Annotated in this window: 12 protein-coding genes; 1 reads left to right on the top strand and 11 read right to left on the bottom strand. The window is 61.0% G+C overall.

From position 1 onward, the window contains the following. Positions 1-85: 85 nt before the first annotated feature. Entirely contained in the window at positions 86-2,446 is a 2,361-nt protein-coding gene (locus tag AC1Q6J_RS02965) for a thiamine pyrophosphate-binding protein (protein WP_492277842.1), read from the bottom strand. Positions 2,447-2,581: 135 nt separating this feature from the next. Between AC1Q6J_RS02965 and AC1Q6J_RS02960 the strand changes: the two genes are divergently transcribed. Beyond that, on the top strand, positions 2,582-3,043 hold the full coding sequence (locus AC1Q6J_RS02960) for an Lrp/AsnC family transcriptional regulator (protein WP_492277841.1): 462 nt from the start codon (positions 2,582-2,584) through the stop codon (positions 3,041-3,043). A gap of 6 nt (positions 3,044-3,049) precedes the next feature. Here the strand turns inward: AC1Q6J_RS02960 and pcaG are convergent, their stop codons facing one another. From pcaG to AC1Q6J_RS02910, 10 genes are all read right to left on the bottom strand, one after another. Continuing rightward, positions 3,050-3,634, bottom strand: coding sequence for a protocatechuate 3,4-dioxygenase subunit alpha (pcaG, locus tag AC1Q6J_RS02955; protein ID WP_492277840.1), 585 nt, complete (start codon positions 3,632-3,634; stop codon positions 3,050-3,052). Continuing rightward, on the bottom strand, positions 3,634-4,335 hold the full coding sequence (gene pcaH, locus AC1Q6J_RS02950) for a protocatechuate 3,4-dioxygenase subunit beta (RefSeq protein WP_492277839.1): 702 nt from the start codon (positions 4,333-4,335) through the stop codon (positions 3,634-3,636). The genes pcaG and pcaH overlap by 1 nt, the downstream gene beginning before the upstream one ends. A 42-nt stretch (positions 4,336-4,377) precedes the next feature. After that, positions 4,378-5,091, bottom strand: coding sequence for an ABC transporter ATP-binding protein (locus tag AC1Q6J_RS02945; protein WP_492277838.1), 714 nt, complete (start codon positions 5,089-5,091; stop codon positions 4,378-4,380). Further along, positions 5,072-5,836, bottom strand: a complete 765-nt coding sequence (locus tag AC1Q6J_RS02940) for an ABC transporter ATP-binding protein (RefSeq protein WP_492277837.1) — start codon at positions 5,834-5,836, stop codon at positions 5,072-5,074. Before AC1Q6J_RS02940 ends, AC1Q6J_RS02945 begins: the two co-directional genes overlap by 20 nt. Continuing rightward, a complete protein-coding gene (locus AC1Q6J_RS02935) occupies positions 5,833-6,834 on the bottom strand; it encodes a branched-chain amino acid ABC transporter permease (protein WP_492277836.1) in 1,002 nt (333 codons plus the stop codon). Before AC1Q6J_RS02935 ends, AC1Q6J_RS02940 begins: the two co-directional genes overlap by 4 nt. 1 nt (position 6,835) lies before the next feature. Continuing rightward, positions 6,836-7,702 (bottom strand): branched-chain amino acid ABC transporter permease, encoded by an 867-nt coding sequence (locus AC1Q6J_RS02930; protein WP_492277835.1) that lies wholly within the window; start codon positions 7,700-7,702, stop codon positions 6,836-6,838. Further along, entirely contained in the window at positions 7,702-9,327 is a 1,626-nt protein-coding gene (locus AC1Q6J_RS02925) for an amidohydrolase (protein ID WP_492277834.1), read from the bottom strand. The genes AC1Q6J_RS02930 and AC1Q6J_RS02925 overlap by 1 nt, the downstream gene beginning before the upstream one ends. 77 nt (positions 9,328-9,404) lie before the next feature. After that, positions 9,405-10,580, bottom strand: a complete 1,176-nt coding sequence (locus AC1Q6J_RS02920) for an ABC transporter substrate-binding protein (protein WP_492277833.1) — start codon at positions 10,578-10,580, stop codon at positions 9,405-9,407. A 51-nt stretch (positions 10,581-10,631) separates the two neighbouring features. Then, entirely contained in the window at positions 10,632-12,089 is a 1,458-nt protein-coding gene (locus tag AC1Q6J_RS02915) for a glutamine synthetase family protein (RefSeq protein ID WP_492277832.1), read from the bottom strand. 15 nt (positions 12,090-12,104) lie between these two features. After that, positions 12,105-13,463, bottom strand: coding sequence for an aromatic ring-hydroxylating dioxygenase subunit alpha (locus AC1Q6J_RS02910; RefSeq protein WP_492277831.1), 1,359 nt, complete (start codon positions 13,461-13,463; stop codon positions 12,105-12,107). Between the last annotated feature and the right edge of the window lie 240 nt (positions 13,464-13,703).

Below are 13,703 nucleotides of genomic sequence, written 5' to 3'. Positions count from 1 at the left end.
GTTGCCGCGTCGGGTCAACTCGGCATTTCACCGGTCAGCTCACGGACGCCGCGTGTGGTTAAAAACCGTGCCCGAGAGCCACTCGTCACACCGCCATCTTGCGATGCCGGATCGGCGAGCCGAACGTCAGGCCAGCCGCCGCATCGATGATGGTGTTGGCATCGAGGCCGTAGTGGGCATAGAGATCGCCGATGGTGCCGGTCTGGCCGAACTTTTCCACGCCGAGCGCTTCGACGCGGTGGCCATGCACGCTGCCGAGCCACGCCAGCGTCGCCGGATGCCCGTCGATCACGGTGATGAGCCCGCAATCGCGCGGTAGCGGCGACAGCAACCGTTCGACATGACTCGGCTCGCGCGGCCCGCCACTGCGGCGAAGCTTGCGCGATGCGCTCCAGCCGGCGTGCAGCCGATCCGCCGACGTGATCGCAAGCAGGCCGATGTCCCGGCGTGACTCGCCAAGCAATCCTGTCGCCTCGATGGCCTCCGGTGCGACCGCGCCGGTATAGGCGATCGCCAGTTCCGCGTTCGGACCGGGTTTGCGCAGCCAGTACGCGCCCGCTGCAATGTCGCTCGCAAGTTCTGGCGTCATCGCTCGCTGCGGCTGATCCAACGTGCGTGTCGACAGCCGCAGATAGACCGATCCGCCATCCTCATCGCGCTGCATGTGCTCGAAGCCCCAGCGCATGATGACCGCCAGTTCGTCCACAAACGCTGGCTCAAATGACGAGAGCCCGTCCTGCGCCATGCCGATCAAAGGTGTTGCGATCGACTGATGCGCGCCGCCTTCAGGCGCCAGCGTGATGCCCGACGGTGTCGCCGCCACCATGAAGCGCGCATCCTGATAGCAGGCGTAGTTCAGCGCATCGAGACCGCGCTCGATGAACGGATCGTACAAGGTGCCCACCGGCAGCAGCCGCTCGCCGTTGATCGCATGCGACAGGCCGAGTGCTGAAAGCATGATGAAGAGGTTCATCTCCGCGATGCCAAGCTCCATGTGCTGGCCCTTCGGCGAATAGTCCCACGCGAATGTCGATGGAATCTTCTCCTTGCGGAACAGATCAGTGTTCTCTGCCATCGCAAAGAGGCCACGCCGGTTTACCCATGGGCCGAGATTGGTCGAGACCGTCACGTCCGGGGATGTGGTGACAATGCGCTCCGCGAGCTTCGTGTCGCTGCGTGCGAGTTCGTTCAGCACAAGGCCGAAGCCCTGCTGCGTGGCCATGCGCGGCGTCAGCGTCACGCCCAGCTTCGCAGGCACCTCGATCTTCGGCGCATCGAGCCGCCGTGCGCCGTCGCGCGCGAACCTCACGTTCTTGAGGAAGGTCTCAATACGCTTGTGATCGAGCGAAAGACCTTCCAGCCGGTCCCATTCATGGCCAGGACGGATGTTCTGCGCCGCACGGAAGGTTTCCATCTGCGCGACGGTCATCAGCCCGGCGTGATTGTCCTTGTGGCCCTGGAACGGCAGACCGACGCCCTTGATGGTGTAGGCGATGAAACACACCGGCCGATCGTGATCGATCGCCTCGAAGGCCTCCAGCATGCTCGCCATGTCGTGACCGCCAAGATTTGACATCAGCGCCAGCAGTTCGTCGTCGCTGCGCTTCTCGATCAACCTGGTCACCGCGCCCTGATCGCCGATGTCGTCGAGCAGATGCTTGCGGAACGCTGCACCGCCCTGGAAACACAGCGCGGCGTACATCTGGTTCGGGCAGCTATCGATCCACTTGCGCAGCGCCTCGCCGCCCGGCTCCGCGAACGCGGCCTGCATCAGCTTGCCGTATTTCACGATCATCACGTCCCAGCCGAAATTGCGGAACATGGTCTCGAGCTTTTCCCACAACCCTTCGTGGATCACCGCGTCGAGACTCTGGCGATTGTAATCGATCACCCACCAGGTGTTACGCAGGCCCTGCTTCCAGCCTTCCAGCAGCGCCTCGAAGATGTTGCCTTCATCGAGTTCGGCGTCGCCGACCAGCGCTATCATGCGCCCCTCGGGACGATCCTTCATCCAGCCGTGCGATTTCACATAGTCCTGCACCAGCGACGAAAACAGCGTCTGCGCCACGCCGAGGCCGACCGACCCGGTGGAGAAATCCACGTCGTCGATATCCTTGGTGCGCGAAGGATAGGACTGTGCTCCCTTGAAGCCGCGAAAATTCTCCAGCTTCTCGCGCGTCTGCTGCCCGAGCAGATACTGGATCGCGTGAAACACCGGACTGGCATGCGGCTTCACCGCAACGCGATCCTCCGGCTTCAGCACGCCGAAATAGAGCGCCGACATGATTGTCGCCAGCGATGCCGATGAGGCCTGATGGCCGCCGACCTTCAGCCCGTCGGAATCCGGCCGGATGTGATTGGCATGGTGGATGGTCCACGACGACAGCCACAGCACCTTGCGGGTCAGCGCGGACAGAATTTCCAGACGAGAGGGTTCGATAGGCATGGCGATCACCGGAATAAGGGTCCGAGACCGATGCTATTCCTCACCGGGCGCTGAAAAATCTCAAATCATCTCGACTGGAATCCAGATATTAGTATATCATACCAACAATTATGTAATTTGTGAGATTTAGTTCTAATGACTGAGCTTGATGCAATCGACCGCAAAATCCTAGCGATTCTTCAGTCCGATAGCCGTGTCACCATGCAGGATCTTGCCGATCAGGTCGGCCTCTCGGTGTCGCCCTGCCACCGCCGGGTCAAACTGCTCGAGGAACGCGGCGTGATCTCGCGCTACATTGCGATGGTGGACCAGAAATCGGTCGGGCTTCCGGTCAGTGTGTTCATCTCGATCAAGCTGGAGCGGCAGAAGGAGGAAGACCTCAACCGCTTCGCCAGGGCGATCTCGAAGTGGGAGGAAGTGCTGGAATGCTATCTGATGACCGGCAACCGGGATTACCTGCTGCGCGTCGTCACCGCCGACCTTCCGTCCTATGAAGCATTCCTGAAAACCAAACTGACACGGCTCGAGGGCATCGCCTCGATCGAGTCGAGTTTCGCTCTCAGTCAGGTGAAGTACTCGATCGCGCTGCCGGTCTAGCGCACGCTACAGATCGAAGAACACGGTTTCCCTGTCGCCCTGCAAATGGACGTCGATCCGGTAGGTTGCAACGTCCCCCTGCTCGCGCTTCGCAATGAGGGTCGCGCGGCGCTCCGCCGGCACCAGCGCAAGGATCGGATCGGCCGCGTTTGCCTCGTCTTCAAAATAAATCCGGGTGATCGCCTGCTGAGTCATGCCGCGCGCGAACACCGCGAGAAGAATATGAGGCGCCTGCGGTCTGCCGCCGGGCCCCGGCACCGGACCGGGCTTGATGGTGCGGAATTCAAATCCCCCCTTCGCATCCGCACCGCAGCGCCCGAAGCCCTTGAACACGGCGTTCGGAGCGGCGCGCGTATCCTGCGGATCGGCAAAACGTCCCTGCGCATCGGCCTGCCATATCTCAAGCATGGAATCGGGGATGACCTTGCCCTCGCCGTCGAACACCTGCCCGACAATGCGGATACGTTTACCGGAGACATCCGGCGTCACCAGATCGTTGCTGAACGCGTCGTTCCACGCGTAGTCGTTACCCGGCGTCAGGCCATACTTGAAGTAAGGACCCACGGTCTGGGAAGGGGTGATGTTGCTCATCAATCGTTATCCAGCGGCGTGGCGTTGCGCCCACGCAATACAATGTCGAAACGATAGCACAGCGCCCAGTCGGGCTTGGTGTTTTCGAGATCGAAACTCGAAACCATCCGCATCCGCGCCTTCTCGTCCGTCACCGAATTGAAGATCGGATCGTAGGCGAACAGCGGATCGCCAGGGAAATACATCTGTGTCACGATGCGCGAGATGAAGGAATGCCCGAACACCGAGAAGTGGATATGGGCCGGCCGCCACGCGTTGGGATGATTGCCCCACGGATAGGCACCGGGCTTGATGGTGATGAAGCGGTAATAACCCTGCGCGTCCGTTTGCGCACGGCCAGCGCCAGTGAAATTCGGATCGAGCGGAGCCGGATGCTGGTCGACGACATGGATGTAGCGCCCGCAGGCGTTGGCCTGCCACACCTCAAGCAGCGTATTCGGCACGCCGCGGCCGTCCTCGTCACGGACGTGGCCGTGGACGATGATGCGCTCACCGAGCGGCTCGCCCTTGTGCTGGATGGTGAGATCGTTGTCATTCTCGCGCACCGCCTCTTGGCCGTAGACCGGCCCGGTCAATTCCGACAGCGTGTGCGGTATGATAACGAGCGGCCTGGTCGGCGAACGCAGCACCGTGCTCTTGTAGGCTGGCGACAATCGCGGCGCATGCGCCGCGTTGCTTTCCCGCGGATAGATCAACGTCATGGGCGTCTTCTTTTCGTTGTTCCAGTCAGCATATCAATTCAATCAGTGGATGCCCACACCGAGCAGCCGATTCACCAGCGCCCGATCCGACTTCAGTTCCGCGGACGCACCTTCCCAGACCGCGCGGCCGCGCTCTACCACCATGACGCGATCCGCGAAATTCAGCGCACGCTCAATCTGCTGCTCAACCAGGATGATCGTCATATCACCGCTGGTTGCGAGCCGGGAGATGGTTTCCATCAACTGATCGCAGATCACCGGCGCCAGCCCTTCCAGCGGCTCATCCAGCAGCAGGACGGACGGTTTGCCAAGCAGCGTCCGCGCCATCGACAGCATCTGCTGCTCGCCGCCGGACAATTGAAGGCCGAGATGACGGCGCCGTTCCGCGAGGCGCGGAAACATCTCGTAAATTCCGGCAAGACCGTCCCGTTCGCGCGTCTTGAAGCCCGTCGACAGGTTCTCTTCCACCGTCAACGAACCGAAAATGTCACGCGTCTGCGGCACATATCCCATGCCGCACAACGCGCGTGCCGAGGTTCGCATCGCGCTGATGTCCTGTCCGTTCGCAACAATGCGCCCGTGATGCCGCGTCGACAGCCCCATCAGCGTCGCCAGCAGCGTCGTCTTGCCAACACCGTTGCGACCGAGGATCGCGAGGCGGCCACCAGCCGGCACCTCGAACGACATGTCCGAGACGATCTGTGTCGGGCCGTAACCCGCGCTCAGGCGCTCAACTTCAAGCCGTGCGGCTGGCATCGGCATAGCTCCCCAGGTAGGCGCGGCGAACCTCGTCGTCCTTCGTGACATCCTCCGGGCTGCCTTCGAAAATCATGCGGCCATTGGCAAGCACGAGCACGCGCTTCGCGAACCTGAACACAAGGTCCATGTCATGTTCGATCATCAGAACGGCGATATCGGACGGCAGGCGATTGATCGCGTCGAGAATCTTGGGTGCTTCGTCGTGCGGAACGCCAGCGGCCGGCTCATCCAGCAGCAGAACCTTCGGCGTCAGAGCCAGGCCGATCGCGAGATCCAGCAGCCGTTGCTGGCCGTAGGCAAGCTTCGCGACAGGAAGCTGCGACAGGTGCGCAATGCCGAGAATGCCAAGAATGTGCATCCATTCGTCGCGGACACCTGGCGCGAAAGTCGCCACCGACAGGAACTTCCGCGTCATGCCTTTGCGCTGCATGACAGCCAGCGCGACATTTTCCGCAACCGTCAGGCTGGTGAACAGGCGCGTGATCTGGAAGGTTCGCGCCAGACCGTGCCGAACACGTCCCGGAATGGAAATGTTGGTAACGTCGTTGCCCTCAAAGAATACGCGGCCATCGGATGGAGCAAGATCGCCGGAAATCACATTGACCAGCGTGGTCTTGCCCGCGCCGTTGGGGCCGATCAGCGCCACACGATCGCCTTTGCCGAGACTGAAGGAGACATCACGGTTGACGTGCAAACCGCCGAACGACTTCGAGACATTTCGCAGCTCGAGCAGCGCACTCATGGGCGAGACCTCCGCTGCGAGAACAATGCCCAGAGAGAGGCGATGCTGTGCCCGAGGCCACGCGGCGCGAAGATGACAATGATGATCAGCAGCAGCCCGACCAGAGTCATCCAGTGGAAGGGATTAGCAGCCGAAACGATATGTTCGAAAATCTGGAAGATCACGGCACCTGCCAGCGCGCCCCACAGGTTTCCGGCTCCGCCCAGCACCAGCATGACCAGGACTTCGGCGGATCGCTCGAAGCTGACGCTATCGAGCCCGACGACGCCGGTGTTGATCGCCATCAGAGCTCCACCGAGACCCGCAACGATTCCGGACACGCCGTACATCACGACTAACCGTGGATAAGCCGATGCTCCAATCATCAGCGCGCGCAGAGAGTCGTCCTTGATCCCGCGGCACAGCAAGCCAAACGGAGAGCGAACGAATCTCAGCAGCAGCACCATGACGACGGCGAGCGTCACCAATGAGAAGATGTACGACGTCCTGCTATACATATCGAACGAAAACACACCGAAGATCGGCGCTGGCGTGATACCAGACAGACCGTCGCTACCGCCCGTCAGCGAAGACAGCTTGTTGGCGAGCGAACTGACGAGTTGGCCGATCGCGATCGACAGCACGAGCTGCGGCAATCCGTGGAAGCGCGTGATCAGCGCGCCGGAGATCAGCCCCATCACGGAGCCGGTAAAGGCGCCGATCGCGAGCAGGACCAGCGGATTCGTAACGCCGGCGATACAGGCGTTGCCGACCGCATAGGCGCTGACGCCGAACAAAGCCGCTTGCCCGAGTGTCGCGACACCGCAATAGCCGGTGACGAGATCGAGCGAGAGAACGAGAAAAGTGATGCTGATCAGCCGCGTCAGGAACGCGAGGTCGTCAGGAAACGCGAAATAGCCGATCGCGCCCACCACCGCGACTGCGAGCAGACCAAAAGCTTCCTGCTGGAGCGGAAATCCGGACCGCGGCACATCGTATTTGATGGTCTGCTCGGTCATGTCAGTGCGCCCGTCCGAGAAGGCCGCGCGGAAACAGGAACACCGTCAGGATCACCGCGAGATAGAAGAAAAACTCGCCGAACTCCGGCGCCAGATACTTTCCAGTGGTGTCCGCAAGCCCCAGAAACAATGACGCTGCAAGCGCACCAAGGATCGATCCCGCCCCGCCCACCGAGACGACCACAAGGAACGTAACCATGTAGCGCAGCGCATAGAACGGCTCGATCGGCAGCATCTCCGCGCCGAGTACGCCGCCGAATGCCGCGAGGCCAACCGCCAGCGCAAAGGTCGCCGAATAAATCCACTGTGTGCGAATGCCGAGCGATTCCGCCATGTCGCCATTGTCGACGGCGGCGCGCATCCGCACGCCGAACTCCGTCTTGTCAATCAACAGCCATAACGCCAGCGCCGTCACGAGCCCGCACGCGATCACCACTAGCCGGTGCGTCGAAATCATGCGGAAGCCGAGATCGAACGGACCGCTGAGCGCAGCCGGCAGCGGGATCGGCTTCGAGGTCGGACCGAGCGTGAAGTTCGCCAAACCGATGATAACGAAGGTGATGCCGATGGTAAGCAGGAGCTGGGTCAGCGCATCGGAGTGCCGATAGATGCGACGATACAGCAAAACCTCGAACGGAATCGAGATCAGGATCGTGCCGATGACGGCGAGGACAATGGCGATCGGATAGCTGATGCCGAGCGTCTTCAGCGCATATGACGCGAGATACCCCCCGATCATTGCAAATGCGCCATGGGCCAGATTCACGACGCGCATCAGACCCATCATGATCGACAGTCCGATGGAGATGGTGAACAACACCATGCCGTAGGAAATCGCGTCCAGCAGGATGCTCAGAGCGGTCAGCATTAATGCACCTCCGCCTGCATCTTGGCAGCGGCTGACAGCGTGTCATGGCGCACGGTACCACGAAGCACTGTCATCAGGACCTTAGTCGCCGCAAGATCGTTGGATGCATCGAAAGGATCACGGTCGACGGCGATGAAGTCCGCCGACATGCCCGGCACGAGCGTGCCACGCCAGTCCTCCTGCTTCATCGCGAATGCGCCGCCATGGATGTAACTGCCGATAGCCTGCCGGCGTGTCAAAGCTTCGCTCGCACCGATCGGCGTCCCCAGGGACGCGCCGCGATCCACGGCATTTGCCATGCCGACCCATGGCGACACATGTCCCGTCGGCGCATCGGAGCTTCCGACATAAATAACACCGGCATCGATCACGGAACGTGCGGGATATTTGCTGTGAGCATCCGGCCCGAATGCTTCAAGGATCGAGCGGCGCATGCGCGTCAAGAAGCTCGGCTGGGTGACAACCAGAGCACCCAGCGCCTTCATGCGCGCAAGACCGCCATCGGGTGGGCAGAAATAATGTTCGATGCGGTGACGCGACTGTTGTCCCGGCAGCGCCTTTTCGGCCCTCTCAAATGCCGAAATGACCCGTGCAGACGCGCGGTCGCCAACGCAATGGGTCGCGGTTTGCCAGCCGCCGAGATGCGCTTCGACAATAACGCGCTCAAGATCTGCTTCATCGCGCATGAAGAAACCGAGCGAGTTGGTGTCGGCAAACGGCTGGCTAATCGCCGCGGTGCGCGCGCCGACAATGCCGTCCGCGAAAAACTTCAGCGTCATGGCCTGCCAATCAGGGTCGCGGCGCGGCATGAACCCGCGCATAGCGGCATCTTTTGGATCGAGCTGATACATGAATCCAAGACGGATCGGCGAGAACGAAGAGTCCTGACGAAGCAACTTCCATACCGCGAATTCATCGTCGAACCCGCTGGTGAAGCCAACGGCGGCTTCGACGGCCGCGGTCAAGCCCATACGGATGCTGTCTTCGATGGTTTCACGCAACGAAGTAGCCATCGCTGCCGGATCGATGGCCGGAATCGCGCGAAACACCGCTTCCGCAGCACTCTCCTTGGCGCTGCCATCCAGGCGCCCCGTCGCGTCGCGTCCATACGATCCGCTCGGCGGATCGGAGACACCATCGCTGATCTGAAGAAGCCTTAGCGCAGCGCTATTGAGTATCGCGGTGTGCCCGCAAAAGCGGCGAATGATGACAGGATGATCAGGCGAAGCGGCGTCGATCTCATCCCGCGTGGGATAACGATGCTCGGCGAGATTATTCTCATCGAAACCCACCGCCCTGATCCATCGAGCGGGCGGCGTGGCTATCGCCGCCTCCGACAGCCGGTTTAAAACATCGCGCACGGTGCGCACGCCCGATGCATTGAGTGGAATCTGTTGCCGCTCGTTGGCGATAGCGAACAGATGGACATGCGCATCCGTCAAACCCGGGATGATCGTCGCGCCCTGCATGTCGATGGTGCGGGAGGCTTCCGGCGCGTCCGGTCCGTCGCCAACCCAGTGAACAGCGCCCTTTCGAGTGACAAGCGCATTGGCCGGCCGCGTGTCATCGGCGGATCGGTAAATCCGCGCATTGAGGAATCGCAGGGAGTCCGGGCTGTGCAGCATTGCTCGGCCAATTTGTCCGCTAGCTAAAAGATTGGCGCGAGCGAACTCGCGCCAATCTTGAGAGGAAAGTATGTGGCTTAGTTCTTGACCAGCGCCCAGTCGGGCTGAGCTTCAAACGTCTGAAGCTCTTTGTTGATCAGTTTTCCGTCCTGCTTGGTGACTTCGCGCAGGTAGACATTCTGCGTGATGTGCCGCGTCGCCGGATCAATCGATACCGGACCGCGCGGGCTAACCCACTTCATGCCCTTGACCGCGGCAACGGCCTTCTCCGGATTGCGCTGGCCATTGGTGGCTTCGATCATCTTGTAGATCACGCGCGCACCGTCATAAGCGGCCACCGATGTCATCGTGACGTTGTCAGCCGACGTCCCGACCTTGGCGAGCCGCCCAAGGAACGCCTTGTTTTCCGGCGACGCGTGCGACACCGCATAGTGATAGGTCGACAGAATGCCGAGGCCGTTGTCGCCGATATTCGGAAGATCCGGCTCCGTCACCACGTCACCGGTCGAGATCAGCTTGACGCCAGCCGACTTCAAACCGTTATCGATATAACCTTTCACGAAACCCAGCGTCGGAGGCCCGGCAGGCAGAAACGTGAAGATGGTGTCAGCGCCCGAGCTCTTGATGCGCTGCATGATCGGGCTGAAGTCGGTGGTGGCGATCGGCATGCGAATGGCTTCAACGATCGTTCCGCCGTCAGCTTCGAAGGTCTTTTTGAACGCAGCCTCCGCATCAATACCGGGACCGTAGTCGGTGACGGCGATCGCTACCTTCTTCGCGCCCTTTGCCTTCGCGACCTTGGCGGCAGGAACGGTATTCTGCCACATGGTGAAGGAAGTGCGGACAATGTACGGGCTCTTCTCGACAATCGCGGATGTCGCCGCATTGAAGACAATCATCGGCGTCTTTGCTTCTTCAAGCAGCGGCGCGACCGCCATGGCGTCAGGCGTGAAATAAAGGCCCGCGATGTACTGCACCTTGTCCTTGACGATCAATTCCTGCGCGAGCGCCTTGGATTTTGCGGGATTCGGCGATTCCTCGTCGCGATAAATGAACTCGACATCGTGGCCCGCGACCTTGGTGCCGTTCTCGGCAACCCAGGCGTCGATACCCGCTTTAAAGTTCTGGCCGAACAATGCATACGGCCCCGACATGGTCCCGATGACGCCAACCTTGATCGTGTCGGCATGACCCGCGCCCGACATCAGTCCGGCGACTGCCAGAGTACACGCGTATTTTACAGCCTTGTTCATGTGGTCCCCTGCTCCTGTTTTGTTTTATTCAAGCTCGTTCGGCGCCAGCCATCAGAACATCTCGAAATACTCGCGCTGCTCCCACTCGGTGACTTCGGCCTGGAAGCGCTCGATCTCGGCGTTCTTGATATGCACGTAATAATCTACCAGTTCCGCGCCCATTGCGTTCCTGAAAAATGGATCGTCGTTCAACGCGAAAACCGCTTCGCGCAGCGACTTCGGCAACAGGCTGGCCTTGGTCTCGTAAGGTGTATCCGCGGAGGGTCCCGGGTCAATGGCACGGTCCACGCCATCCAGTCCCGACAGGATTTGCGACGCCATATAAAGATACGGGTTTGCCGCCGGCTCGCCGACCCGGTTCTCGAACCGTGTGGCCGGGTCTTTTGGACCGCCCAGGACGCGGATCATAACGCCGCGGTTGTCCCGGCCCCAGATCGCGCGATCAGGCGCCAGCGAATAGGACCGGTAGCGCTTGTAACCGTTGATGGTCGGCGTCGTGAACACGGTGGCTGCGCGGGCGTGTTCGAGCAACCCGCCGAGATAGCCCTTGCCGAAGTCCGAGAGGAACTCCCCATCGGTATCGGACATGAAGGCATTGCGGCCGTCGGCACGGGATACCAGCGACTGGTGCAGATGCCATCCTGATGACACAACATTCGGAATGCGCGGGCGGCACATGAAAGTCGCGTGATAGCCGTGGCGATGACAGATCTGTTTAACCGCACTGCGGAACAGCACCATCGTATCTGCCGGATCGAGCCCGACCGCCGGCGCGAAAGTGAACTCGCACTGGCTGGGACCGAACTCGACCTCGATCGACCGTAGCGGCAGACCCAGCGCCACCACGTCACGCCGGATCAGTTCGAGCACCGGCTCCATCTGGTCGTAGCGCTGCTCGGTCAGATATTGATAGCCGTGCGACAGAAGACTGACATCCGGCGGTTCGCCGGGCTGACCGGCATGCCCCGGCTGCATCTTCGGGTCGTTGACCTTGAAAACGTGAAACTCGACTTCGAGCCCGGCCATGAAATCATAGCCGCGCGCGGACAGTTTCTTCAGGACCGACTTGTAGAGACCGCGCGTCGCGAACGGCACCGCGCGCCCGTCGGCGAAATGAACGTCGCACAGAATCCAGCCCGTGGTCGGCGCCCAGGGCAGCACCCGGAAAGTCATTGGATCGGGAATCATCAGGACGTCAGCGGCGCCCTGCATCTCGGTCATCCCGAAACCGCCGCCGGCGGTGAACACCGGGAACACGGTGCGGTGCGACGTATCCTTCGCAAGCATCGTGGTCGTGATCGTGCAGCCGCTTTCAAGAATGCGCAAAGCCTCGCTCGCGACCAGCGTCTTGCCACGCAAAATCCCGTGCTGATCAGGGAACGACAACCGGATGGTGTCGAGTCCCTTCTCTTCGACAATCCGCCGAAGGCGGACCGCCGCTTCGTTCTGCTCCTCGGACCAAAGACGATGCCGCGCGACAAAGCTCAATGACGTTGCTTTCCTTGACATTGGCTCAGCAGATCCTTACTCGGCCGCAGTGAGATGCGGTACTTTTTCGGCGATCTCGGCTGGAATCGGCGCAGCCCACGGCGCACCGCGCCGCCGCTTCACGTCGACTTCCATCCAGTAGATTTCCCAGCCGCGCGTTGGGCCGATGCCATCCATCGTCGCAGGCCCCTGAATGCTGCGTGCGTGCGCTTCATCGAGGAACAGCAGCGGCTTGCCGCCGGCAACCGCCTTCTCGATTTCCTGGCGCAGCAGCCGGCGATACTGCACGATCGCCTTGTCGGACTGCCCGAGATGTTCGCGCGTGCGGTCCTGGATCGCCCCCATGGATTCGACGGCCCACTGATCGTGGACGTTGATGTCGAGGCCCATGCCGGTATAGGTCTCGGTGGCCTGCTCGTGCGGATCGAAGCCGTAGTCGTTGGTCTTGTTGCGGCGCGACTTGTAGTCCGGCAGTTCGTACAGTTCGAGACGCTGCTCGCGCATCTTCTTCTTGTCGACCGGCGTCGTGTAGCTGGTGAAAATCGCATACCAGTAGCAATGCGTGTCATCGACCGGCACATGCCACTGCGTGATCGTCATTTCCTGACTCATCGGAATGACGAAGCCGTGCGGGAACAATTGATTGGTGACGCGGACATGGGTGCGCTCGTCATCGATCTGGCGCAGCGCCACAAGACGAAGCCCGTACTCTGTCTTCTCGACGTTGATAATCGGGCGATCGTACTCGCGAAGGATCTTGGTCATCGGCAGATCGCTGCCGGCTGACGCGCTGCGGAACTGCTTGCCGTAGGACTTTTCCAGGTCCTCGTCTTCAAAGAAGCGATGCAGGAACGAGGCGTGCGCCGGATCGATGCCGACCTCGAGCGCCTGTAGCCAGTTGCATTCGATCAGCCCCTTGAACGCAAACGTATAGGCACCCGGCGCGACGAAGCAGTCGATCTCCGGAAACGCGGGCGGCTCGCCCTCGCCCAGATATGCCCACAGGATGCCGCCCTTCTCGACGACGGGGTAGGCACGCTGCTTGATATTCTTGCACAGAACCGATCCAACGGGCTCGGCGGGCGTCTCAAGACAATTGCCCTGAACGTCGAACAGCCAGCCATGGAAGGCACAGCGCAGGCCGCCATTCTCAAGCCGGCCGAAGGCGAGATCCGCGCCGCGATGCGGGCAATCGCGATCCATCATTCCGTAACGGCCCTGCTCGTCGCGGAACAGAACGAAGTTCTCGCCCAGCAGCCTAACCGCCCTGATCGGTCGCAGGCCTTCGAGTTCGTCAACCAGCGCCGCCGGCTGCCAGTACATCCGCAGCAACTTTCCTGCGGGATCGGCCGGGCCTGTGCGGGTGATCAGATCGTTTTGCTCTTGGCTCATCATGGCTGTTGCTTCCTTCCGGTCCCGAGACGATTCCTTGCCGAAGACATCGATGACCCGCGTTGGGCCACGTTGAAGCCGCGAAGCTTCAACGATTGAAAACCTTTCCACCGCAACACGCGAGGCCCGGCAGATGAAAAATTGCCGCAAGCAGCAATTTCCAACCTGACCTCACACCGGCGAGCCTTGCTCTTGGCTCTCCGCGTTTCGCGCCTCGCATTCATTTGTTCGATGAATGAACAT

The organism is Afipia sp. MLSD5-FHT05B12 (assembly GCF_058793355.1).
Note: the sequence above shows the minus strand (reverse complement) of the source record. Positions and strands in the feature narration are given on the sequence as shown.